The sequence below is a fragment of the Streptomyces sp. NPDC020747 genome (genome assembly GCF_044334695.1).
Lineage (GTDB): Bacteria > Actinomycetota > Actinomycetes > Streptomycetales > Streptomycetaceae > Streptomyces.
On sequence record NZ_JBIRTJ010000008.1, the window covers coordinates 32,167 to 54,898 of the forward strand.

General features: G+C 72.5%; 14 protein-coding genes and 1 pseudogene. 9 read left to right on the forward strand and 6 right to left on the reverse strand.

Translation table 11 applies throughout. The features are described 5' to 3' along the window. Nucleotides 1-55: 55 nt before the first annotated feature. From ACH4YP_RS21610 to ACH4YP_RS21630, 5 genes and pseudogenes are all read left to right on the forward strand, one after another. A pseudogene (locus ACH4YP_RS21610) lies at nucleotides 56-938 on the forward strand (serine/threonine-protein kinase); the annotation flags it as partial. A 1,456-nt stretch (nucleotides 939-2,394) separates the two neighbouring features. Beyond that, nucleotides 2,395-4,332: an FHA domain-containing protein gene (locus ACH4YP_RS21615; protein ID WP_361054690.1), complete on the forward strand. Its 1,938-nt coding sequence runs from the start codon at nucleotides 2,395-2,397 to the stop codon at nucleotides 4,330-4,332. Between the two features lie 194 nt (nucleotides 4,333-4,526). Further along, the gene (locus ACH4YP_RS21620) at nucleotides 4,527-5,492 is read left to right on the forward strand and encodes a GNAT family N-acetyltransferase (RefSeq protein WP_361054693.1); all 966 of its coding nucleotides are present in this window, start codon (nucleotides 4,527-4,529) and stop codon (nucleotides 5,490-5,492) included. Nucleotides 5,493-5,631: 139 nt separating this feature from the next. Beyond that, on the forward strand, nucleotides 5,632-6,795 hold the full coding sequence (locus ACH4YP_RS21625; RefSeq protein ID WP_361054696.1) for an exonuclease SbcCD subunit D: 1,164 nt from the start codon (nucleotides 5,632-5,634) through the stop codon (nucleotides 6,793-6,795). Nucleotides 6,796-6,934: 139 nt separating this feature from the next. Then, entirely contained in the window at nucleotides 6,935-9,925 is a 2,991-nt protein-coding gene (locus ACH4YP_RS21630; protein ID WP_398491866.1) for an AAA family ATPase, read from the forward strand. Nucleotides 9,926-9,972: 47 nt separating this feature from the next. Here the strand turns inward: ACH4YP_RS21630 and ACH4YP_RS21635 are convergent, their stop codons facing one another. After that, a complete protein-coding gene (locus tag ACH4YP_RS21635; protein ID WP_361054702.1) occupies nucleotides 9,973-10,419 on the reverse strand; it encodes an Lrp/AsnC family transcriptional regulator in 447 nt (148 codons plus the stop codon). Nucleotides 10,420-10,610: 191 nt separating this feature from the next. Between ACH4YP_RS21635 and ACH4YP_RS21640 the strand changes: the two genes are divergently transcribed. From ACH4YP_RS21640 to ACH4YP_RS21650, 3 genes are all read left to right on the forward strand, one after another. Next, nucleotides 10,611-11,111, forward strand: coding sequence for a rhodanese-like domain-containing protein (locus ACH4YP_RS21640; RefSeq protein ID WP_361054705.1), 501 nt, complete (start codon nucleotides 10,611-10,613; stop codon nucleotides 11,109-11,111). A gap of 132 nt (nucleotides 11,112-11,243) precedes the next feature. Beyond that, nucleotides 11,244-11,759, forward strand: a complete 516-nt coding sequence (locus ACH4YP_RS21645) for an immunity 21 family protein (RefSeq protein WP_361054708.1) — start codon at nucleotides 11,244-11,246, stop codon at nucleotides 11,757-11,759. Nucleotides 11,760-12,279: 520 nt separating this feature from the next. Then, nucleotides 12,280-13,128, forward strand: coding sequence for an SDR family oxidoreductase (locus ACH4YP_RS21650; protein WP_361054711.1), 849 nt, complete (start codon nucleotides 12,280-12,282; stop codon nucleotides 13,126-13,128). Nucleotides 13,129-13,199: 71 nt separating this feature from the next. Here the strand turns inward: ACH4YP_RS21650 and ACH4YP_RS21655 are convergent, their stop codons facing one another. Both ACH4YP_RS21655 and ACH4YP_RS21660 read right to left on the reverse strand, forming a co-directional pair. Next, nucleotides 13,200-14,891, reverse strand: a complete 1,692-nt coding sequence (locus tag ACH4YP_RS21655; RefSeq protein WP_361054714.1) for a DUF885 domain-containing protein — start codon at nucleotides 14,889-14,891, stop codon at nucleotides 13,200-13,202. Between the two features lie 84 nt (nucleotides 14,892-14,975). Continuing rightward, nucleotides 14,976-15,482: an Lrp/AsnC family transcriptional regulator gene (locus ACH4YP_RS21660; RefSeq protein WP_361054717.1), complete on the reverse strand. Its 507-nt coding sequence runs from the start codon at nucleotides 15,480-15,482 to the stop codon at nucleotides 14,976-14,978. Here ACH4YP_RS21660 and ACH4YP_RS21665 point away from each other — a divergent pair. Next, the gene (locus ACH4YP_RS21665; RefSeq protein WP_398491870.1) at nucleotides 15,444-16,892 is read left to right on the forward strand and encodes a trans-sulfuration enzyme family protein; all 1,449 of its coding nucleotides are present in this window, start codon (nucleotides 15,444-15,446) and stop codon (nucleotides 16,890-16,892) included. The genes ACH4YP_RS21660 and ACH4YP_RS21665 overlap by 39 nt on opposite strands. 164 nt (nucleotides 16,893-17,056) lie before the next feature. Here ACH4YP_RS21665 and ACH4YP_RS21670 read toward each other — a convergent pair whose 3' ends face one another. From ACH4YP_RS21670 to ACH4YP_RS21680, 3 genes are all read right to left on the reverse strand, one after another. Next, nucleotides 17,057-18,493 (reverse strand): GNAT family N-acetyltransferase, encoded by a 1,437-nt coding sequence (locus ACH4YP_RS21670; protein WP_361054723.1) that lies wholly within the window; start codon nucleotides 18,491-18,493, stop codon nucleotides 17,057-17,059. Nucleotides 18,494-18,601: 108 nt separating this feature from the next. Continuing rightward, nucleotides 18,602-21,262 (reverse strand): DUF6493 family protein, encoded by a 2,661-nt coding sequence (locus ACH4YP_RS21675; RefSeq protein WP_398491872.1) that lies wholly within the window; start codon nucleotides 21,260-21,262, stop codon nucleotides 18,602-18,604. After that, nucleotides 21,259-22,674 (reverse strand): SWIM zinc finger family protein, encoded by a 1,416-nt coding sequence (locus ACH4YP_RS21680; protein WP_361054726.1) that lies wholly within the window; start codon nucleotides 22,672-22,674, stop codon nucleotides 21,259-21,261. The genes ACH4YP_RS21675 and ACH4YP_RS21680 overlap by 4 nt, the downstream gene beginning before the upstream one ends. Between the last annotated feature and the right edge of the window lie 58 nt (nucleotides 22,675-22,732).

Here is a 22,732-nt window from a genome sequence, read left to right on the forward strand (position 1 = left end):
CGTGGTGCGTCGCCACTCCTCGGCCGTTCGCCAAGGACAAGGAGTAACGGCCGTCATGCCAGAACAGAACACGGCGTCGCCCGACGCGGGTGCCGAACGGCTCGTCGCCGGTCGCTACCGCTTGCTGTCCGTTCTCGGCGAGGGCGGTATGGGCACCGTGTGGCGTGCCCGCGACGAGGTGCTGCACCGCGAGGTCGCCGTCAAGGAGGTACGCGCTCCCGTCGGACAGGCCCTGGCGCAGGTCGAGCGGATGTACACCCGCTTGGAGCGGGAGGCCTGGGCGGCGGCGCGCATCAGTGCGCGCGGTGTGGTGACCGTCCACGACGTCGCCACCGACGACGGCCGGCCCTGGATCGTCATGGAACTCGTCCGCGGTCGTTCGCTGGCCGACCTGATCGGCTCCCAGGGTGCCCTCGCGCCGCGGGAGGCCGCCCGGATAGGCGGCGAGGTGCTGGCCGCGCTGCGCGCGGCGCATGGCGCCGGAGTGCTGCACCGCGACGTGAAACCCGCCAACGTCCTGCTCGCGGACGACGGCAGGGTGGTGCTCACCGACTTCGGCATCGCCACCGTGGAGGGGGATTCCGCGCTGACGATGACCGGTGAGCTCGTCGGCTCTCCCGAGTACCTGGCGCCGGAGCGGGCACTGGGCCGGAACCCGGGCCCCGCGTCGGACCTGTGGTCCCTCGGAGCGTTGCTCTACACGGCCGTCCAGGGCCGTTCGCCCTTCCGCCGGACCAGCCCGCTGAGCACTCTGCGCGCCATAGTCGACGACGAGTTGCCCCCGCCGCATCGGGCCGGACCCCTCGTGTCCGTCATCGAAGGCCTGATGCGCAAGGACCCCGACGAGCGGATGCCGGCCGTCGAGGCCGAGCGGGAGCTGCGCCTGGCCGGTGCCGACGGCACCTCGGGCGCCGACACGGCCACGCCGTCCGCCCCGCTGCCCGCGGCGGCCACCGAAGAGCTGCCCACCGCCGAGTCCCCGCTCGGGGAGACCGCGCCCACCGCCGCGCCAACGGCCACGGCCGGGGCCCCGACCGTCCCCGCGCCCTCGCCCGTCCCTGAGAACGCCACGGACACCACGGTTGCCAGGGACACGGCGGCCACAGCCGACGTTCCCACAGCGGAGGGAGAGGAACCGGCGGCTTCCGGGGCGCCGGCGAACACAGCCGCCGAACCCGCCGCACCGGAAGCGGGGACGACGACCGCGGCCGACTTGTCCACGGCCACGGCCGCCATACCCCCGGCCGACCCACCCACCGCCACGGCCGCCATACCCCCGGCCGCTGCAGACCCCCGTGCCCCCTACGCCCAGGCGCGGCCCTCGCCTCCCGGTCCCGCACCCGCGGCCACCGCCGAGACGGCCACCCCGGCGCCCCGCTCATCCGTCGACCCGGCCTCCCCGCCCGCCGCGGACAGCCCTGCCGGCCTCACCGCCCCCGGCGGCCCCGCTTCTCCCGCCCCACCACGTCCCGCGCCGGACGCCGCCTCGGCATCCGGCACGACCGAGTCGCCCACCGTCCTGGCAGGCCCGGCACCAGAGCCCGTACCCACGGTCGTCTCCGCGATGCCCGCCTCGCCGGTGGTGATCGGGCCAGAGAACGCCGCAGCGTCCGGTCACGGCTCCACGAGGCGGCGACGGCGCATCGGGTACGTGACGGCGGCGGGAGCGGTCGTGCTCGCGCTGGTCGCAGGCGGCCTGATCTACGCGTTCGGCGGCGCCGATGACAGCGACAAGGGCACCGGCTCGCCCACGGGGCAGGCGCAGGCACCTTCCTCCGGGGCGGAGAGCAGCGGTTCGGACGACACCGCCGAGCCGCCCGTCTCGGTCACCGCGACCGGGGGCGCGACCACGTACGCCGGGGACTGCCCCCCGGCGGACTCGCAGGCTCCCTGGTTCACCGCGACCTTCACGGTGGCCGAACTGCCCTTCCAGTTCTCGTACCGGTGGGTCTCGACGAACGGGTCCGTGATCGACCGGCAGTGGCGGACGCTGTCGTTCCCGGACGGCGGCCCCCGCACCCACAAGGAGACGGTGCGGCTGTCGACGTATGCCAAGTCCGGAACCCTCCGCAGCGAGATGGCCGTGGAGATCCGCTCACCGTTCGAGGCGGTGTCCAACTCGGTGCCGTTCTCGGTGACTTGCTCCTCGACGAACGGCGGTTAGTCAACCGGGCGTCAAGGCCGATGCCGAGCAGCCGGGTCATCGCCGAGCATCGGCCATACTTCTACAAGCACGAGTCGGACCACTGCCGGGCCGACTCGGACATCACCGGTCAAGTGAGCTTCACCGGACCGGAGTTCGGTGGGAGCGACGGACGACTCCCACTCCCGTAGCGGATCAACCGCAGGGTGCGGTTCCTCTGCCCGCACCCCAGACGTTCGCAAGGAGTTTCTGTGTCGTCGGTCATCGTGGGACGCACGGGTCCCTTCGCCGGTCAGAGCGTGGTTCTGGGCAGCGCTCCGCTGCGATTCGGACGCAAGAGCGACAACGACGTGGTCATCGTCAGTGTCAGCGCCTCCCGTCTGCACACCGAGATCGTGGCGGAGGACGGCGAGTTCGTCCTCTACGACCGCAGCAAGAACGGCACCTTCGTGAACGACCGGCCCGTCACCCGGCATGTGCTGGCGCCCGGCGACTCCATACGCATCGGCGACGAGACCTTCCTGTTCGAGACGCAGGAGGCACTGGAGACGGTCCTGGACCTCTCCCAGCTCGACCTGCCCCGGGCCAATGCCACGCCGAACCCGGGCGAGTTGCGGGTCACGGTGTCCGGAGGAGGCCCGGTCGGCCTCGCCTTCGCCCTGCTGCTGGAGGACGCCCTGCCGGGGAAGGTGACCATCACCGTCCACGACGGCCGGTGGATCAGGAACGGCTCCACCGTGGTCTGGAAGGACGAGACCCACGGCAACGTCCGCCGCCAGCAGGTCGTCACCGCCCAGAGCCGTCAGTACCTCGCGCTCACCGAGGAGATGCAGTCGGCGCTGTTCGACGCGGGCGGCTTCTCCGAGATGTGGCCCCTGGGACCGGACTCCGTGGACGGCCGCCCGCCCCGCAACATCCGGATCGCCTACATCGAGGACCAGTTGCTGGAACTGGCCAACGCCAAGTCCGCGATCCGCCTCGTGCCGAAGCGGTTCGATCCGTCGGAGCAGCAGCACCGGCTCTCCCAGGAACACGTCCTGGTGATCGCCGAGGGCGGCGGGTCGCGCACCCGGGAGCACTTCGCGGACCGGTTCGGCGCGGCCGACTCCTCGATCTACTCCCTCGACGGGGAGCACCTTCAGGACCTGGTGCTCGGACTGCGGGTCAAGTCCCGGCTCCCGGACCCCATGAGCGTCCTGCTGACCGTGGCGCAGAACCGGTTCCTGCTCAACTCGCTGCGTGGCGAGGGGTTCCTCAACATGAGGCTGACCCGCGAGGAGGCCGGCAACGTGATCGGTATCGACCCGGTCCGGCAGGTCTTCGAGGAGTGCGTGGCGGCCCGGCCCTGCCTGATGACCCGCCAGGAGGACAACGAGTTCGTCTGCCCGACCCACGGGACCCTGTTCCTGCCCGCCCTGCTGCGCGGCTCGCCGCTGTGGAAGCGGATCCAGGAGGGCCTGAAGATGTACGGCGTCCCCGAGGACGATCTCAGCGCCATCACGTCGTTCCGGCTGGACATGGTGCAACGCCCCCGGTTCACGGCCCAGTTGAGCCGCCCCACCGCCAAGAGCCCCGGAACGTACGGCTTCCTGCTGGGCGACGCGGCCAACGCCATCCACTTCTGGCCCGGGCGCGGCCTCAACAGCGGCCTCGCCTCGGCTGTTTCGCTCGCCCGCTCCCTCAGCCGGGTCTGGCAGGGCCGTCCGCTGCGCGACGCCGACTTCATCCGGCACGAGGCGGCGATGTCCATGCTCCAGTACCGGCACAAGAGCCGGGCCTGGAACGCCATGGTCACCACCGACGAACGAGGCGTGACCCGCGCCATCAAGGACATCATCGCCGACAGCATGGAAGGCGAACGGGCCGTCGCCGAGCCCGACGCCGAGCGGTCCGACCTGGATCTCCTGCTGGACCGGATGAGCGCGATCCGCGAGCGGCTCGCCCCCCGTCTCCCCGGACTGCCCAGCGACGAGGAACTGCGCAGCCACCTGTCCACCCTCGCTCCGTCGACTCTCCGTTCCCTACAGGAGAGCGGCGCCTGGGACACGCTGATCGTCGGCGGCGAGGAGGCCGACATCGACATCTTCTACCAGTCGGACGCCCCGGTCTTCGTCGGCCGCCCCATCGATCCGCGCACCGCGGGACAGACGACAGGACCCCGGCAGCCGGGGGCGCTCGACCCGGCGTGACGCGGGCACTGTGCCCCTGAGACCGCAGGTTCACCACCTGTCCCGGCAGGAGAAGGGGCGCCAGTAGGAGGTCAGCAGAAGAAGGGGGGCTCGGCACATCCGGGCCCCCTTCCGCAGTCCGCCGCGCGCTCTTGAAATCCGCCGCGCGGAAACCGAGGTGTGTGCGGCCCCGGTGACGCCTATCGTGCCGTTCCATGAACGCGACGCCGGCCCGGCGGCCACTCGTGCTGGACGACGCCCCGGCCCTGGCCAAGTTGTTCGCCGCGGTGGAGGCGGCCGACGGCACCGACGAGCACTACGACGCCGAGGACCTCGCCGAGGAACTGGGCAACCCACACGTGGAACTGGCCCGCGATTCGGTGGGGGTGTGGTCCGACGGCCAGCTGATCGGTTACGCCAAGGCGATGTGGCTGCCCGACGCGACCGACGTCCACCGGGTGTACGTCGAGGGCGCGGTGCGACCCGACGCACGCGGCCGTGGCGTGGGTACCGAGCTGGTGAACTGGCTGGTGACCCGGGCGACGCAGCGGCATCGTGAGCGCTTTCCGGACCTGCCGGGCGAGGCGCACATCCAGCTCCACGCACCGAACACCGCCAAACGCGACCTGTACCGGCAAGCCGGGTTCGAGGCGCGGCGCTGGTTCTTCGACATGTGCCGACCGCTGGACGACGACCCGATCCCGGCGACGACCCCGGCGGGCGGGCTGTGTGTCGTGCCCTTCACCGTGGCGTACGACGACGCCACCCGGCTGGCACACAACGAAGCCTTCCTCGACCACTGGGGTCACACCCCGAGCACCCCGGACCGGTGGCGTCACCAGAGCACGGGCACCCGGTCGTTCCGGCCCAACGCGTCGTTCCTGGCACTGGACGGCGGCGAGGTCGCCGGCTACCTCCTCAGCCACGAGTACGACGCCGAGACCGCGATGACCGGCATCCGCGAATGCTGGATCGACAGGCTCGGCACCCGTCCGGCCTGGCGCGGCACCGGCGTGGCCACCGCGCTGCTCACCACCTGCCTGCGGACCGTCCAGGAACAGGGCTGTCGCAGGGCCGGCCTCAACGTGGACAGCGCAAACGCCACCGGCGCCCTGGGCCTGTACGAGCGGTGCGGTTTCCGTACCCGGCACACCTGGGTCGGGTACGTACGGCCGCTGTAGCGGTGGGTCGGTTCGAGGTCTGTGATGGATCAGGTGCTGACAGGCGTTAGCGTGGTCGGTGCTGAGAGCGAGGGCCGTGCTGGTCCGGAGCTGAGTCCAGGGGCGAAGCAGGGGGAAGCATGCGGGTCGGAGCGGCGTCTTGAGAATTCTGCACACTTCCGACTGGCATCTGGGCCGGGCGTTCCACCGGGTGAACATGCTCGGTGCCCAGGCCGAGTTCATCGGCCACCTCGTCACGACCGTGCGCGAGCGTGAGGTGGACGCGGTGGTCGTGTCGGGGGACGTGTACGACCGGGCGGTGCCCCCGCTGGCCGCGGTCGAGCTCTTCGACGAGGCCCTGCACCGGCTGGCGGACCTCGGCGTGCCCACGGTGATGATCTCCGGGAACCACGACTCGGCACGCCGCCTCGGCGTCGGCGCCGGACTCATCGACCGCGCGGGCATCCATCTGCGGACGGACCCCTCGGCGTGCGGGACGCCGGTGGTGCTGCGGGACGGCTTCGGCGAGGTGGCCTTCTACGGACTGCCGTATCTGGAACCGGCGCTGGTGAAGGACGCGTTCGGCGTGGAGAAGGCGGGCCACGAGGCCGTGCTCGCCGCCGCCATGGAGCGGGTCCGCGCCGACCTCGCCACGCGCGAGCCGGGCACCCGTTCCGTCGTCCTCGCCCATGCCTTCGTCACCGGCGGCGAGGCCAGCGACAGCGAGCGGGACATCACGGTCGGCGGGGTCGCGGCCGTACCGGCCGGGGTCTTCGACGGCGTCGACTACGCCGCGCTCGGGCATCTGCACGGCAGCCAGGCCATCACCGAGCGCGTGCGCTACTCGGGATCGCCGCTGCCGTACTCCTTCTCGGAGACCGAGCACCGCAAGACCATGTGGCTGGTCGACCTGGGGGCCGACGGCTCGGTCGGGGCGGAGCGCCTGGACTGCCCGGTGCCGCGTGCCCTGGCCCGTGTCCGGGGGCATCTGGAGGACCTGCTCGTCGACCCGGACCTCGCTCGGCACGAGGAGGCGTGGGTCGAGGCCACTCTCACCGACCCGGTGCGACCGGCCGACCCCATGGCCCGGCTCAGCGAGCGCTTCCCGCACACGCTCAGCCTCGTCTTCGAGCCCGAGCGGGCACCGGACGACCCCGACGTCTCGTACGCCCGGCGGCTGGCCGGCCGCAGTGACCAGGAGATCGCGGAGGACTTCGTGGCCCATGTGCGCGGCGCCGGACCCGACGCACGCGAACAGGCCGTGCTCCAGGACGTGTTCGACGCCGTCCGCGCCGACGACACGGTCCGTGAGGTCGCCAGGTGAAGCCACCGTACGAGCCGGCCGACGGAGCGGGACCCATGGGACGCCCGGTGAACGCGCAGTGCGAGCCGGCCGGTGGGGCCGGACTCATGGGGCGCCCGGTCGAGACGTACGACCCGCACATCGAGGGGGCAGGGGCCCGATGAGGCTGCACCGGCTGCACATCACCGCCTTCGGGCCGTTCGGCGGCGCACAGGAGGTCGACTTCGACGACCTGTCGGCCGCCGGGCTCTTCCTGCTGCACGGACCGACGGGCGCGGGCAAGACGTCCGTCCTCGACGCCGTCTGCTTCGCGCTGTACGGATCCGTGCCGGGCGCACGCCAGGGAGGTTCCCTGCGCAGCGACCACGCACTGGCCGCCACCCGCACCGAGGTGACCCTCGAACTCACCGTGGCCGGACGCCGGTTGGAGGTCACCCGGCAGCCGCCCTGGGAGCGTCCCAAGAAGAAGGGGGGCCCCGGCACCACTGTGGACAAGGCGCAGAGCTGGCTGCGCGAGTACGACGCGCCGACGGGCTCCTGGAAGGACCTCAGCCGCTCCCACCAGGAGATCGGCGAGGAGATCACCCAGCTGCTCGGCATGAGCCGCGAGCAGTTCTGCCAGGTCGTGCTGCTGCCCCAGGGCGACTTCGCGCGCTTCCTGCGGGCCGACGCCGAGGCCCGCGGCAAGCTCCTGGGCCGGCTCTTCGACACCCGCCGCTTCGCCGCCGTCGAACAGCGACTGGCCGAGCTCCGACGCGCCGCCGAGACCCAAGTCCGCGCCGGGGACGCGGAGTTGCTGGCCGACGGCCACCGCATGCAGCAGGCGGCCGGTGACATCGTGGAGCTGCCGCTGCCCGACCTGTCGCCGGGCGACCCCGGCCTCGCCGAATCCGTACTGGAATGGGCGGCGATCGCCAGAAGCACGGCCCGCGAGAGGTTCACGGTCGCCCACTGCGCGCAGGCGGCCGCCGAGTCCGCCCAGGCCGTCGCGAATCACGTACTGGAGGACGTACGCGAAGTGGCGCGGCTCCAGCGCCGGTTCGCCGAGGCACGGGAGCGGGCCGCCCGGCTGGAGGAGCGGTCCGGGGACCACCGGGAGGACCGGGTGCGCATGGAGCGCGCCCGCAAGGCCGAGGCGGTGGCACCCGCACTCGGGCTGCGGGACGCCACGGAGACCGAGCACCGGCGGGCGGCCGGTACCGAGACGCGCGCGCGTGCCCTCCTGCCGGAGACCTTCGCCGAGGCGGGGGCGACGAGCCTCGCGGCTGCCTCGCGGAAGGCCGCCGAGGAACTGGGCGGGCTGGAGTCGGCCCGCCGCGCCGAGCACCGGATCGCCGAACTCGCCGACGAACGCGACGGGTTGGACCGGCAGGAGCGCGCCGACGGTGACGTGCTGCACGATGCCGGGACCTGGCTCGCCGAGTGGGACTCGACCCGGGCGGACCTGCAGACGCGTATCGAGGCCGCCCAGGAGGCCGCCACCCGTGCCGAGCAGCTCGCCGTCCAGCGCGAGCCTGCGCGGGCGAGACTCGCCGCAGCCAGGATGCGCGACCAGCTCGCCGGGGACACGGAAGAGGCCCACGCGCGCGTGCTCGCCGCACGCGAGCGGGCCACGGACGCGCGCGCCCACTCGCTGGACCTCAAGGAACAGCGCCTGAAGGGCATCGCCGCGGAGCTCGCGGCGGGGCTGGTGGGCGGCGAGGCATGCGCCGTCTGCGGTGCCACCGAGCACCCGGCGCCCGCCCGGAAGGTCGACGGACACGTCGGCAGGCAGGCCGAGGAGGCCGCGCTGGCCGCGTACCAGCGGGCCGATGAGCAGCGCGCCGAGGAGGAGCGGCGGCTCGGGGTCGTCCGCGAGGCGCTGGCTGCCGCGACGGCCGAGGCGGGAGACCTGCCAACCGGGCAACTCGCCGAACTGGCCGAGGAGTTGGAGCAACGACACGCCGAGGCGCACAGCGCCGCTTCCGGGCTGCACGCGGTCCGTGAGGCCCTGGGCCAGGCGGAACGCGAGCGCGAACGGCGGCTCGCCGCCCAGCAGGAGGCCGCCCGCCGGGTCGCGTCCCGTGCCTCGCTTCGGGACGCGCTCGATCGCGAACGGGCCTCCCTGGAGGGGGAGTTGACGCAGGCCCGGGGTTCGGCCGGCAGTGTCACCGCGCGGGCGGCGCAGCTGGAGCGGCAGGTCACGCTGCTCACCGAGGCGGCGGACGCCGCACGTGTCGCGGCGGACACCGCCCAGCGACTGAAGGACGCCGACGCGCGGCTCGCCGACGCGGCCTTCCGCGCCGGGTTCGACACGCCGTCGGCCGCGGCGGACGCCCTCCTCGACGACGCGGCCCATCGCGACCTCCAGCACCGGCTCGACGCCTGGCAACAGGAAGAGGTGGCGGTCCGCGCGGTGCTCGCCGAGACCGAGACGACGGCCGCCGGCGGGCAGCCGCCCGCCGACCTCCAGGCCGCCGAACAGGCCGCGTCCCTCGCCGGCCGACGGGTGCGCGAGGCGGGCTCCGCCCGGGACGCGGCCGACCGCCGCTGCGCGGAACTGGACCGGCTGACCCACCGGGCGGCCGGTTCCGTGCGCAGACTGGGGCCGCTGCGCGAGGAGTACGACCGTGTGGCCCGCCTCGCCACCCTCGCGGCCGGCACCTCCGCGGACAACGAACGCAAGATGCGCCTGGAGTCCTACGTCCTCGCCGCCCGCCTTGAGCAGGTCGCGGCCGCCGCGACCACGCGCCTTCAGCGGATGTCCTCGGGGCGCTACACCCTCGTCCACTCCGACGACCGGGCCGGGCGGGGCCGCAGCGGCCTCGGCCTGCACGTGGTCGACGCGTGGACCGGCCGCGAGCGCGACACGGCGACCCTCTCCGGCGGCGAGACGTTCTTCGCGTCTCTCGCCCTCGCGCTGGGCCTCGCCGACGTGGTCACCGACGAGGCCGGGGGCGTACGCCTCGACACGCTCTTCATCGACGAGGGCTTCGGCAGCCTCGACGACCAGACGCTCGACGAGGTCCTCGACGTCCTCGACTCACTGCGGGAGCGGGACCGAAGCGTCGGCATCGTCAGCCATGTCGCCGATCTGCGGCGCCGGATCCATGCGCAACTGGAGGTCGTGAAGGGGCGGTCGGGGTCGGTTGTTCGCCAAGGCGGCGGCTGACCGCGCGTTCGCGTGACTGTGGGGCTGCGGTTGCGTGGTCGTCGCTCTCAGCGGCCGACGGGGCGTCGCGGCAGGGGTGACGAGTACACGACGCTCGTCGTCACCGAGCCGAGTGTGCCGATCCTGCCCGAGACCTCCTCCAGGTGGCTCATCGAGCGCGTCGCGACCTTGATGACGAAGCAGTCGTCGCCCGTGACGTGGTGCGCCTCCAGGATCTCGGGGGTCGCGGCGACGAGGTCGTGGAACGGCTTGTAGTTGCCGTTCGGATAGCGCAGCCGCACGAAGGCCAGGATCGGCAGCCCAAGGCTCTCCGGGTCCACGACCGCCGCGTAGCCCTGGATGACGCCCGCCTCCTCCAGGCGGCGCACGCGTTCGGTGACCGCGCTCGCGGACATCGACACGGCACGGGCCAGCTCGGCGAAACTGGCCCGGCCCTCGCGCTGGAGGACTTCGAGAATGCGCCAGTCGGTGGCGTCCGGGGAATACGCGGTCATGATCGAGGGATAGCAGGGGAATCCCCGGCGGATCAAGTGCGGAGCAGTGGATCACTCCTTCAGGAAGCGGGTATCCGGCCGTAGATTTCTGGTCATGAAGTCCCGCGCAGGACGGTGCGGAGAAGGCACCCGGCCGTCGTACGTCACCGTCGTCCGACGGTGACGGCGGGACCGGGAGGGAAGGCCGGACCATGACAGCGACCAGCACCACCACAGGCGGCACCATCGCCATGAACCCCGTTCTGCGAGTCGCCCCGGCGTCGCCCGCCGTGGCGGCCGCCTACTTCGGTGCGAGCCTCGCCTTCCACGCCGACGTGTCCGACGTCGCCGCCGCGCTGGCGGCCGACGGCGACCCCGGTTTCGTCGTCCTCGACTCCCGTTCCACGGAGTCCTGGGACCAGGGGCATGTGCCCGGTGCGATCCACCTGCCCACCGCGCTCGTCCCCGAGCAGGCGGAGCAACTCCTCGACAAGGCCGTGCCGGTGGTCACGTACTGCTGGGGCCCGGGCTGCAACGGCGCGACCCGCGCCGCCCTGGCTCTCGCCGAACTCGGCTTCCAGGTCAAGGAGATGCTCGGCGGTTTCGAGTACTGGGTGCGCGAGGGCTTCGAGTTCGAGACCTGGGAGGGCCACGAGCGCCGCGCCGCCGACCCGTTGACCGCTCCGGTCGGCGCGGAGGACTGCGGCTGCTGATCGCCGGATCGCCGCCGTGACGCCGCGATCTCGCCGCCGTCGGGACGTCGTACGGACTCAGTCGTGTATCACCTCCCCCGTAGTGCAAAGGAATCGTCAATTCTGGGTCGCCGCGCCATGTAACTTCTGGGCATGGCGAGTTACGCGGATCCCAGTTCGGTCGAGTGGGTGGAGTCGGGCGGTGGACCGCTCATAGCGATACCGGAAGTGGTGCTGCCGTTCTGGACGGGGGCGGACGGCGACGAGCTCGCCTCCGACTACGACAGAGCGTGCGAGGTGGAGGGCTTCGTCGGCCTGCTGCCCGTCGGCAACGCCACCGCCCTCGTCCTCGGCGACGATCCCGCCGCGACGGCGTATCTGCCGGAGCACGGCACCTTCGTACGGTGGTGTGCCGGGGAGTCCGAGCGCGAGCTGCTGGCCGCCGTTCCGGCCGCCATCGAGAGCGCGGCGTGGGAGCGGGAGGTGCGGTGGGAGATCCCCGGGCCCGTCGTGCTGTTCGACGCGGCATGGCCGGGGGAGGAGTCGACGAAGACGGGGCATCTGCGGATCGAGCTCGCGCCGGGGCGGTACGCGGTGCGGGCGGCGCATGCGGAGCCTGGGCCCGAGACATGGCTCGGACTCGTGCAACTGAGGCCGCTCGGGCAGTGACGCGGGGCCTCGGCCCGTCACGGACGCAAGACCTCGGCCAGTGACGGACGCGAGGCCGGGGCCAGTGATGGATGGCCTCGGGCCGGTGATTGAGGGCGGGCCTGCGATCTGCCCCGGCTGCGGGGCGGTCGAGGGTGGTCGAGGGCGATCGGTGGGGGGCGGGCGTGATGCCCGGGCTCCCGCGCCTGGCGGCCCGCGCTCGCAGCAGCTTGCCTGAGCCGAATCGTCTGGCCTCCGCGAGCCCAGTAGTCGTCCGGACTGCGCGAGCCACATCGCGCCGCCGGTGCGAGCTGAGTCGCCTGGCCTGCGCGAGCCACATCGCGCCGCCGGTGCGAGCTGAGTCGCCTGGCCTGCGCGAGCCACATCGCGCCGCTGGTGCGAGCCGAGTCGCCTGGCCCGCACGAGCCGAATCGCGCGGGCTGCGTGAGCCCAATTGCCAGGCCTGGACAGCGTCGATGCGCGCCGCCCGCCGTGGAAAATGACATGCGGCGTGCACCGGCGCCGCGCATCATGGTCCGCCATGCCACCCCAACTCCCTTCCCCCACACCCGAAGCGCTGCGCCGCGACCCCCTCCCGCTGCGTGGCCGTACCGCCCTGGTCACCGGCGCGAGCCGACGCGGAGGGATCGGCTACGCCGTGGCCCGACGGCTGGCCGCGTACGGCGCGAGCGTGTACGCGCACCACCACGTACCGCACGACGCCGGCATGCCCTGGGGTGCGGACCGCCCCGAGGACGTGGTCGCCGGGATCCGCGAGGCGGTCGCCGACCCCGGGGCGCGGGTCGTCGGCGGTCCGGGCGACCTCTCCGACCCGGCGGCCCCGGCCGAACTGGTCGCCACGGCCGCCGACGCACTCGGCGGACGGATCGACATCCTCGTCGCCAACCACGCGCTCAGCGGTTCGGACGGCCCGCTCGACACGATCGACGCCACGATGCTCGACTCGCACTGGGCGGTCGACACCCGTTCCGTGATCCTCCTCGTCCAGGCCTACGCCCGGCTGCGCGCTGTTCTGCCACCGCGTACGGCGGGTGGGCGTGTGGTGATGATGACGTCGGGTCAGGACATCGCGGGCGGGATGCCGGACGAGATCGCGTACGCCCTGCAGAAGGGTGCCCTCGCCTCGGTCACCCGCTCGCTGGCGACCACGCTCGCCGAGCACGCGGTAACCGTGAACACGGTGAACCCGGGTCCCGTCGACACGGACTACATGACGGGCGACGCGTACGCGGCCGTGGCCGCGATGTTCCCTGCCGGGCGCTGGGGAATGCCGGACGACCCCGCGCGGCTCATCGCCTGGCTCTCGACGGACGAGGCCGGGTGGGTCACCGGACAGGTGATCGACTCGGAGGGCGGGTTCCGGCGCTGAGGCGTTCGTCGACCGGGCTCAGCGCACTCAACCGCGTTGCGCTGAGCCCGGTCGCCGACCCTGTCAGAGCGTCAGAGCCGGGACAGCTCGTCCACCAGGTCGTCCAGGCCCAGCGAACCCTGGGACAGGGCCGCCATGTGCCAGGCCTTCGGGTCGAACGCGTCGCCGTGGCGCTTCTTCGCGTTCTCACGGCCCAGCAGCCAGGCGCGCTCGCCGAGCTTGTAGCCGATGGCCTGGCCGGGGATCGAGAGGTAGCGGGTCAGCTCGCTCTCCACGAAGTCCGCCGGGCGGCTGCTGTGCGCGCCGAAGAACTCCTGCGCGAGCTCGGGAGTCCAGCGCTCGCCCGGGTGGAAGGGCGATTCCGCCGGGATCTCCAGCTCCAGGTGCATGCCGATGTCGACGATGACGCGGGCCGCGCGCATCATCTGGGCGTCCAGATAGCCGAGGCGTTCCTCCGCGTCCTTGAGATAGCCGAGTTCGTCCATCAGCCGCTCCGCGTACAGCGCCCAGCCCTCGGCGTTCGCGCTGACGCCGCCCACGGTGGCCTGGTAGCGGGAGAGGTCGCCCGCGACATGCGCCCACTGGGCGAGCTGGAGGTGATGACCGGGGACGCCCTCGTGGTACCAGGTCGACACCAGGTCGTACACCGGGAAGCGGGTCTGTCCCATCGTCGGCAGCCACGTACGGCCGGGGCGTGAGAAGTCCTCCGAGGGCGCCGTGTAGTAGGGGGCCGCGGCGCTGCCCGGCGGGGCGATGCGGGACTCCACCTTCCGTACCCGCTCGGCGAGTTCGAAGTGGGTGCCGTCCAGCTCCTCGATCGCCTGGTCCATCAGGCCCTGCAGCCACTCGCGGACCTCGTCGACGCCCTCGATGTGCCTGCCGTGCTCGTCCAGGTGCGCGAGTGCCACCCACGGGGTCTCGGCGCCGGGCAGGACCTTCTCGGCCTCCTTCTTCATCTCGGCGAGGAGCCGGTGGTACTCGGCCCAGCCGTACGCGTACGCCTCGTCCAGGTCGAGATCCGTGCCGTTGAAGTAGCGCGACCAGCGCGCGTACCGCTCGCGGCCCACGGTGTTCGGCGCTCCCTCGATCGCGGGGGCGTACACGTCACGCATCCAGTCGCGCAGGGCGACGAGGGCGGCGGTCGCCGCGCCGGCGGCCTCGTCGAGTTCCGCGCGCAGCGTTTCGGGGCCGGCCGAGGCGAAGTCCTCGAACCAGCCGCGGCCCGAACCGTCGGTGTCCGACCACTCCGTGAGCTGTTCGACGAACGTCGCGGTGGGGCGCGGGCCCGCGTACAGCTTGCGCTCCAGGCCGAGGGAGAGGGACTCGCGGTAGCCGTCGAGGGCGGTCGGTACGGCGCGCAGTCGCTGGGCGATGGCGGCCCAGTCCTCGTCCGTGTCCGTGGGTGTCACGGTGAACACCTCGCGCACGGCGTGCGCGGCCGTACTCATGTTGCCGACGGCCCGCAGGCCCTCCTCGGCCTCGTGCACGCCGAGTTCGGCGGTGAGCCGCTCACGGAGCAGGCGTGCGCAGCGGCGCTCGATGTCACTGTCCGCGCCGGGCTGCCGCTCCGCCTCGTCGAGCCGTGCCAGTGTGGCGCGGGCGAGCGCCGCGAGCGCCTCCTGGCCGGCGGGCGAGGTGTCGGGCAACGAGCCCGAACTCTCCTTCACGCCGAGATACGTACCGATGACAGGGTTGAGGGCGATGAGCTCGTCGACGTAGGTGTCGGCGACCTCGCGGGGCAGCGGGTTCTTCGTCTGTGACATGCGGCCATCCTCATACGGGGACGGCCGGTGCGTCAGCCCGGTTTACCGGGCCGTGTGCCGCGTCGGCCGGACGGTGGCTCGATGTCAGCCCGATTTCGCCGTGGGCGTCATCGGCGCGGGCTCGGGCGGCAGCAGGGGCCCGCAGTCCCACTGCTGGAAGATCAGCCGGGTCTCGACGCGGGCCACCTCGCGGTGTGCGGTGAAGCCGTCGAGGACCAGCCGCTGCAGATCGGTCATGTCCGCGACGGCCACATGGACGAGATAGTCGTCGGGCCCGGTGAGGTGGAACACGGTCCGGGACTCGGGCAGCGCCCTGATCCGCTCCACGAACGGACCGACCAACTCCCGCCGGTGCGGCCTGACCTGCACGGACAGCAGGGCCTCCAGACCGCGCCCCAGCTTGGCCGGATCGAGCCTGAGCTGATGGCCCAGGATGATCCCGGCTCGGCGCAAGCGGGTCACCCGGTCCAGGCACGTCGAGGGCGCGACACCCACCTGCGCGGCGAGGTCGCGGTAGGTGCTCCGGGCGTCGTTCTGCAGCAACCGCAGAAGATGAAGATCCACCGGGTCCAGTACGACGGATTCGGCCATGGCCCGAACGTAACACGGACCTCTGCCCCCATCACCCGTTCAGTGTTCAGGCTGCTGTTCATGGACATCGGCAGCGTTGATGTACGCGACACGTGTGACGACGTAGAGGGAACGGAGCGAGCGCCGGCCAGGGAGACGTCCGGCAGGGAGGCGGTGGCCGGGGAGGCGCTGGGGGAATCGTCGGCCAGGGAGACGGAGTTCGGGGTGAAGGGGAGCAGCGTGCGGGGCGCGACAACCGAGACCGTGCGAGGCCCGGTCACCGCAGCCGTGAGGGGTTCGGCCACCGGAGGAACGCGCGCGCTGGCCACCGAAGCCGTGCACGCCGGGCGGGACGATCTCGCCCGGCAGGGACTGCACGCCGTACCGATCGATCTGTCCACGACCTATCCGTCGTACGACAGCCGGGGCGAGGCGGCCCGTATCGACGCCTTCGCCACGGACGGGGCCGAGCCGGAGGGCCCGCCGGTCTACGGCCGCCTCGGCAACCCGACCGTCGCCCGCTTCGAGACCGCCCTCGCCCGTCTGGAGGGCACCGAGAGCGCCGTCGCGTTCGCGAGCGGCATGGCCGCGCTGAGTGCCGTACTCCTCGTACGGAACGCCATGGGCCTGCGCCATGTCGTGGCCGTACGCCCCCTGTACGGATGCAGCGACCACCTGCTGACGGCGGGCCTGCTCGGGTCCGAGGTGACGTGGGTCGACCCGGCGGGCATCGCGGACGCCCTGCGGCCGGACACCGGTCTCGTACTCGTCGAGTCACCCGCCAACCCGACGCTCGCCGAACTCGATCTACGGGCGATCGCCCACGCCTGCGGAAGCGTTCCGCTGCTCGCCGACAACACCTTCGCCACGCCGGTGCTGCAACGCCCCGCCGAACACGGCGCGCGGCTCGTGCTGCACAGCGCCACCAAGTACCTGGGCGGGCACGGAGACGTGATGGCGGGGGTGGTGGCCTGCGACGAGGAGTTCGCCGGGCGGCTGCGGCAGGTCCGGTTCGCCACCGGGGGAGTGCTGCACCCGCTCGCCGGCTATCTGCTGCTGCGCGGGCTGTCGACCCTGCCCGTACGCGTGCGTGCCGCTTCCTCGAACGCCGCCGAACTGGCCCGGCGCCTTGCCGCCGACCCGCGTGTCGCCCGGGTCCACTACCCGCGGCTCGGCGGCGCCATGATCGCCTTCGAGCTCCACGGCGATCCGCACGAGGTGATCGCCGCCGTCCGCCTCATCACCCCGGCGGTGAGCCTCGGCAGTGTCGACACGCTGATCCAGCATCCGGCCTCGATCAGCCACCGCATCGTGGACGCGGACGACCGGCGCCACAGCGGAGTGAGTGACCGGCTGCTGCGACTGTCGGTGGGCCTGGAGGACGTCGAGGATCTTTGGCGGGATCTGGACGGGGCGTTGGGCCGCGGGTGACGCTTCCGGCGGGAACGGTGGCGGGCCCGGCGAGGTTCACCGGGCCCGCCACCGTCGCGGGACGATCTGTACTGGGGTGATCTGCGTCGGGTGGAGGCGCCGCGCGCCCGGCCGTCGCGTGCCGAGCCGTGGCGCGACTGGCCAAGAGACCGCTCGCCTCTTCGTCAGTCCCGCACGGAGTGCTCCGGCTGGTGCTGCTGGCCCTCGCTGTACGGCAGTCGCGAACCCACCGGCGTCGCGTCGAGGCGGGCCGTGATGACGAGCGTGCCTTCCTCGATCTGGTAGTCGAGGGGGAGGTCGAGGCCGCGCATCGCGGCGACCATGCCGGTGTTGGACGACTGCGTGACGGCGTACACGCTCTCGCAGCCGGCCTCGACGGCCATCGTCACCAGTCGGCCGAGCAGTTCGCCGCCGATACCGCGTCGCTGCCAGTCGTCCTCGACGAGCAGTGCGATCTCCGTCTCGTCGCCGTCCCAGAGGAGATGCCCGAGCCCGACGATGCGCCCCGACGCGGTCTGCACGGCGAGGGTGCGCCCGAAACGGGGACTGAGCAGGTGGTTGAGGTACTTGTCGGCGTCGCCGACCGGCCCGTGGTAGCGCATGCTCAGCGTGCGTGACGAGCACCGCTCGTGCATGGCCTTGGCGGCTTCGACGTCACCGGCGTCGGCGCGGCGCACGGTGATGTCGTTGCCCTTCGGCAGCGTCAGAACGTCGCTGCTGTGGGGGACGCGCGGACCGAGCCGGGCGTCAAGCTCGACCAGCGCCCGGGCCCGCGCGAACTCGGTGGGCGTGAACGGCAGATACGGCCGCTCCACAGTGATCACTCCGCCTTCCGGGGCACGCAGCCGCATCACAGTGTCCTCAAGTGCCCCCTCGACGGGCGCCGTTTCGTCCGCGCGCTCACCGCGCACCGACCCGGCGGGCAGCGACCGGATCGTGCACCGTCCCAGCAACTGCCGCAGCGCCAATGGTAGTTCGGCCGCGTCCAGGGCCGTGCGGGTGGCCAGACCCAGTACCCGGGTGGGCGCGTCCACCAGATCATGGGCGTCGGCCCGCTCGATCCAGGTGCCGGCGCCGCCCGCGTGGGACACCGCCCGGGTGACGTCGGCGGCCGAGACCTGCGCGGGAACACGCAGCAGGAACTCGTCCACCGTGCCCTCGGTCAGCGGATGCGTCTGGAGGCTGAGGATGTCGACCCGCTGTCCCGCCAGCGCCGCGCACAGCGACGCCAGTGATCCCGGCTCGTCGCGAACGGTGGTCCGCATCCGCCACAGCACGGTCTCCCCGACGACGGCCTCGGGCGCGGTGGCGTCCGCTTCGGCCGCCCCGGCCTTCCGCGCGGCGGCGGTCGGCCGGGAGCCGGTATCGCCTGTCGGAGGAGCATGGCCGTGGCGGCGTGACCACCATGTGTGGAAGCCCGCCGTGGCGACCAGCACGACCGCCGAGATCAGGAGGAGGGTGGGGCCGTCGGGGCCGTGCCCGATGAGGTTCGCCACGGCGTCGGCCACCGCCACCGCCGTGAACAGCGCGGCCAGTTCGACGAGATCCCGGCGCCAGTGGTGGACCGGCCGACCGTTTTTCGTACGCGTTACTTGAGACATGTCTTGAGTCATACAGTCACTGTGAAGGATGGGTGTTGCGTGATCACGAACGCTTTGTGACTGATCGGTTAAGTGTGCTTCTGACCTGTTTGTTGCGTTTTTTACGACTCAGGCGGCCACCCCGTGATCCAGCGTGGCACGCAGCCGGCGGGCCTGGGTGACGAGCCGGGACGAACCGCGCCGGTTCGCCGCCTGTGCGAGATGCGCCATGTCGCCGCGGGCTCCCGTCCGTTCGGCGCATTCGGCGGCGATGGCCAGCAGCTCCCCGAACCCGCGGGCGGACGCGGCGGCGCCGTCCGTCGCGAGATCCGCGAGCAGCACGGGCAGCGCGGCGCGGAGTATCTCCCAGACGGTGGCGTACGCGCCGGTCGTCGCCGCGGTCCGCACGGACTCGGCGAGCCGCAGCGGCTTCACCGCCCCGCGGCGCATCAGCTGCCCCAGATCCGCGCCGAGCCCCTCGGCGTCCAGCTGACCCCGCGCGGCCAGCACCAGCATCGCGTCCACCGCGCCGAGCCGGTCCTCAGGGTGACGCGCGCCGAGCCCGTACGCCACGCAGAGATGCACGGCCTCGCCCGCCTCGCCCGGTGCCTCGGCGATCAGCGGCAGTACGGAGGCACTACCGCGGGTGTCTTCCACCGCGGCCGAGGAGAGTTCGCGCAGCAGCCGCGCGGCCACCAGCTCCCGCCGCCCGGGAACCACGGCCAGCCAGTGGTGTCGCTCGGCCCGGTCCCAGTAGTGGGCGCAGTACGCGCGCGACTCGAAGAGACCCATGGGCCGGCCGAGCCGTCGGAACGCCGGCGGGAACTCTCCCGGCAACCCGTCGAGTTCACCGAGTTCGAGCAGGATGCGGACCCCCGAGGTCCCCCGGCTGCTCCTTGGCATGGACGGGCCGTCGGTGGTGAGCCACAGCGCCAGCCGGTCGCCCTCCGCCGTGCCGAGCGCCGCGGCCTGTTCGGCGGCGGCAGCGGTCGCCGCGTGGTCGTCGCGCCGGACCCGGAGCAGTGCCTGGGCGAAGTCGGCCTCCCCGGGCCGGGCGCCCAGCCGTCGGTACTCGTCGAGGCGTGCCACCAACTCGTCCGGCTCCAGAAGTCCCGACCCCCAGGTGGGCGTGGCCAGCAGGAACGGCAGCGGGCCGGTGCGCAGCCGGTGGGCCGCCTCCCACAGGCGGGCGTTGAAGGCGGCGGCCAGCGCGCTGTGCACGCAGGGGTCCGTCATCGGCCCGTGCTGGACGGCTTTGTGCAGTGTGGCCGTACTCACCTGGCCCAGCAGGGTCGCGAGCACGACCTCCAGCCCGTGCGACTCCGAGCGGAAGTACTGCTCCACCGAGGTGTTCTGAGGGTCGGCGTCGACCCACCAGCGTCTCGCGAGCACCGGCCTCAGGGCTTCGGCCAGTGCCTCCCGGTCCCGGTATCCGTGCCGCACCAAGCCGTCCAGGGTGCGCTCGAACGCCGTCACGTCACCACCGGACGCCAGCAGGGCGCCGACCTCCTCCGCCAGCTCGACCGCCGAGTCCGGCGCGGGCGGCACCCGAGCCGGCTCCGGTGCGGGCGGGAGCAGCTCCACATAGGGCTCCGGCACTCCGTCGGCTACGTCCAGGCCCAGCGTTTCCGTGGCGCGCACTCGCAGTCCCGGGCTCAACTCACCGGCAGCGTCGGCCACTTCGCCCCGCACCTCCGGGGATGCCGCGGTGAGGTGGCGCTCGACCAGCTTCAGTGCGCGCTCCTGCACGTCCGTGTCCTCGTGGCCGAAGGCCTGGGCCAGCGCGGGGAGCAGCTCGGCCGCGCTCGACGGGTCGCGCCGGAGCACCTTCCCGAGCAGTACGAGCTGAGCCCGGACCAGCTTCTTCTCCGTGCGGAAGAGCACACCGCCGGACATCTCCGCGAGCTGCCGGGGCGTCAACTCGCCGTCCAGCGCCAGGGAACCGAGCACCGACTGGGCGTGCGACGCCACCGTGGACACCGCATCCGAGGCGAGCGCCAGCCAGTCGGCGGCCCGCTCCCGCTCCTCGTCCCGAGTCAGCTCCAGGGCCGTCAGCAGCCGCAGGAACACCCGGCAGTCGGACGGCACACCGCCGCGCAGCAGGCGGGCCACACAGGCGTCGACCATGGCCTTCCGGTCGAGGGCGCCTTCCCGGGTGAGCTGCGCGATCGCCGCGAACCAGCTGTCCGAGCCGTCACCGAACAGCCAGTCAAGGCGGCTCCCGATGTCCGGGATCTCGAAGACGGCGGCGACCAGCTCCGCCGTGTACGGGTCCCGGCGAAGCCGCTGAAGGATGGTGTCACCGCGCTGCCACAGGCTGCCGACCTGCTCGATCCAGCCCACCACGTAGGTCTCGGTCGTCGGCACCGGGCAGCCGGAGAGCCGCACCAGGCCCGACATCAGCTCGTACGGCACCTGGGCGAGCGGCGGGCGCTCCGCGAGCCGTTGCGCCACGTCGCCCAGCCAGTCGCGCTCCCGGTCGCCCAGCACATGGAGCAGCACTCCGGGTGAGGCCTGGGACCAGCGCAGGTCGGCGGCGGTGAGCCAGGTCGCCGTCCCGGCCGCGCCGGTGTGACAGGCGGCCCCGGCCGCGTGCAGCGCGGGATACGCCTTACGCGACGCGGCGTCCCAGGGCGCGGCCCGCAGTTCCTTGCGGAGGTCCTTCAACGCGGGCAAACAGGCCCGTCGTTCGGCATCCGTCATTCCGTCCAGCAGCCCCGCGGCCTCGCCCATCCGCCCGGCCCGTACAGCCCTCAGCAACGCTTCGTTCGCCGCCACCGCACCGCTCATCGCGCACCCCCGTCGATCAGAACCTCTGTCTGTACCTCTGTTTGTCCGGCAACCGCTCCCCGGCGGGCCATCCGCACGGCCAGTGCGTGCTTGCACGGTCCGCGCCCTCCCCGGTACTTGGCCCACCACAGGCAACTGCAGCTCAGCGCTCCCGAGTCGTCCCGCACCCGGTGTACGTGCCCGTCGCGCGCGGTCACCGTGCCGAGCGTGCCGTCCAGGACCACCGCGCCCTCCGCCACGAGAGCCCGGGCGTCTCGCAGGCGCGGGTTGTGCCGCTCCACGTGCTCGGCGTCGTAGGGCAGTTCGCGGTGGAAGTAGGCCGCCTCCGCCGTGTCGTACCCCACGCGCCCCGAGGTGCCCAGACGGACGAGGGCGGCGCGTACCCGCTCGGCCGGCAGGCCCGAGGCGGCGGACAGGTCCCCGACGTCGATCCGGGGCTCCCAGGCGAGGAGCACCGAGATCAGCTCCGCGTCCTCGGCGGCCTCGTCGGTGGACAGCGCGTCCAGGACGCCGCCCTCGCCGGAGAATCCCCGCGAAGCCTCCGGGGACAGCGTCAGAGTGAGCCGCATCCCGGGCAGCACGACCTCCCAGGCACTGGCTGCCGAGGTGTTCCCGGCGAGCGGAGGTCCGTACACCCGCAGTGCCGTCGCATGGCGGAGCACCCTTTGGAGGGCGATCAGCCGCTCCGGACCCGGCAGGCACACGGCTCCGGGCACCGGCCTGGTCGTGGGCCGCAGCCCCCGCCCGGCCGGCACGACCCACCCCGCGCTCCGGGAGGCGCCACGCGCCGTGGAACGGGGCAGGGAGCGCAGGAACCGCACGGCCTCCGCCGCGGGCAGTTCGGCCCGCAGGTCGAAGCCGGCCGCTGTCACCTGGGCCTCGGCGAATCCGCGCAGCCACCGGTCCGGCAGCGGCACCTTCTTCTCCACGACCGGCCCGTCGAGCGTGGTCACGGCCATGTCGTCCGGGCCGACGCGCAGATGCAGCGGATCGTCCGAGCCGATCCTCGACAGGGCTTCCCGCAATGGGTTGTTGACGTCGACGTTCGTCGTGCCGTGGCCCACCTCGCCGCCGTCCAGGCCCGTCTCCAGCACGTCCAGACGCGCGTACACCCCACCGCACCCGGAGAAGGACTCGAAGCGGAGCCGGTCGCCGTTGCCCGTGACCACCGGGTCCAGCGATGCCGGCAGCTGCCGCTGGTAGTACCGGGCGCCCGCCACGTCGGCCACCGCGAGCAGACCCGCCGAGGCCACCTGAGGTGACGTCAGGAAGCCCGCGAAGAACCGCGGATGGTCCTCGACGCCGCGAGGTGTCGCACCCCGCGAGGTCTCAAGTCCCAGGCGCCGTCCGTCCGGTGCGGACTCCAGCGCGGAGGGTCGGGTGTAGGCCACGGCCTGCAAAGATCGCGTCATGGGAAAACCGTAGAGGCGACCACTGACAATCGGCCCTGACCTGCGGAAACGCAAGAAA

Bases quoted from the DNA above. Each gene is read 5' to 3' on its own strand.
- ACH4YP_RS21620 (WP_361054693.1), top strand. From the start codon at position 4,527: ATGAACGCGACGCCGGCCCGGCGGCCACTCGTGCTGGACGACGCCCCG.
- ACH4YP_RS21630 (WP_398491866.1), top strand. From the start codon at position 6,935: ATGAGGCTGCACCGGCTGCACATCACCGCCTTCGGGCCGTTCGGCGGC.
- ACH4YP_RS21635 (WP_361054702.1), bottom strand. From the start codon at position 10,419: ATGACCGCGTATTCCCCGGACGCCACCGACTGGCGCATTCTCGAAGTC.
- ACH4YP_RS21640 (WP_361054705.1), top strand. From the start codon at position 10,611: ATGACAGCGACCAGCACCACCACAGGCGGCACCATCGCCATGAACCCC.
- ACH4YP_RS21645 (WP_361054708.1), top strand. From the start codon at position 11,244: ATGGCGAGTTACGCGGATCCCAGTTCGGTCGAGTGGGTGGAGTCGGGC.
- ACH4YP_RS21650 (WP_361054711.1), top strand. From the start codon at position 12,280: ATGCCACCCCAACTCCCTTCCCCCACACCCGAAGCGCTGCGCCGCGAC.
- ACH4YP_RS21655 (WP_361054714.1), bottom strand. From the start codon at position 14,891: ATGTCACAGACGAAGAACCCGCTGCCCCGCGAGGTCGCCGACACCTAC.
- ACH4YP_RS21665 (WP_398491870.1), top strand. From the start codon at position 15,444: ATGAAGATCCACCGGGTCCAGTACGACGGATTCGGCCATGGCCCGAAC.
- ACH4YP_RS21660 (WP_361054717.1), bottom strand. From the start codon at position 15,482: ATGGCCGAATCCGTCGTACTGGACCCGGTGGATCTTCATCTTCTGCGG.
- ACH4YP_RS21670 (WP_361054723.1), bottom strand. From the start codon at position 18,493: ATGTCTCAAGTAACGCGTACGAAAAACGGTCGGCCGGTCCACCACTGG.
- ACH4YP_RS21675 (WP_398491872.1), bottom strand. From the start codon at position 21,262: ATGAGCGGTGCGGTGGCGGCGAACGAAGCGTTGCTGAGGGCTGTACGG.
- ACH4YP_RS21680 (WP_361054726.1), bottom strand. From the start codon at position 22,674: ATGACGCGATCTTTGCAGGCCGTGGCCTACACCCGACCCTCCGCGCTG.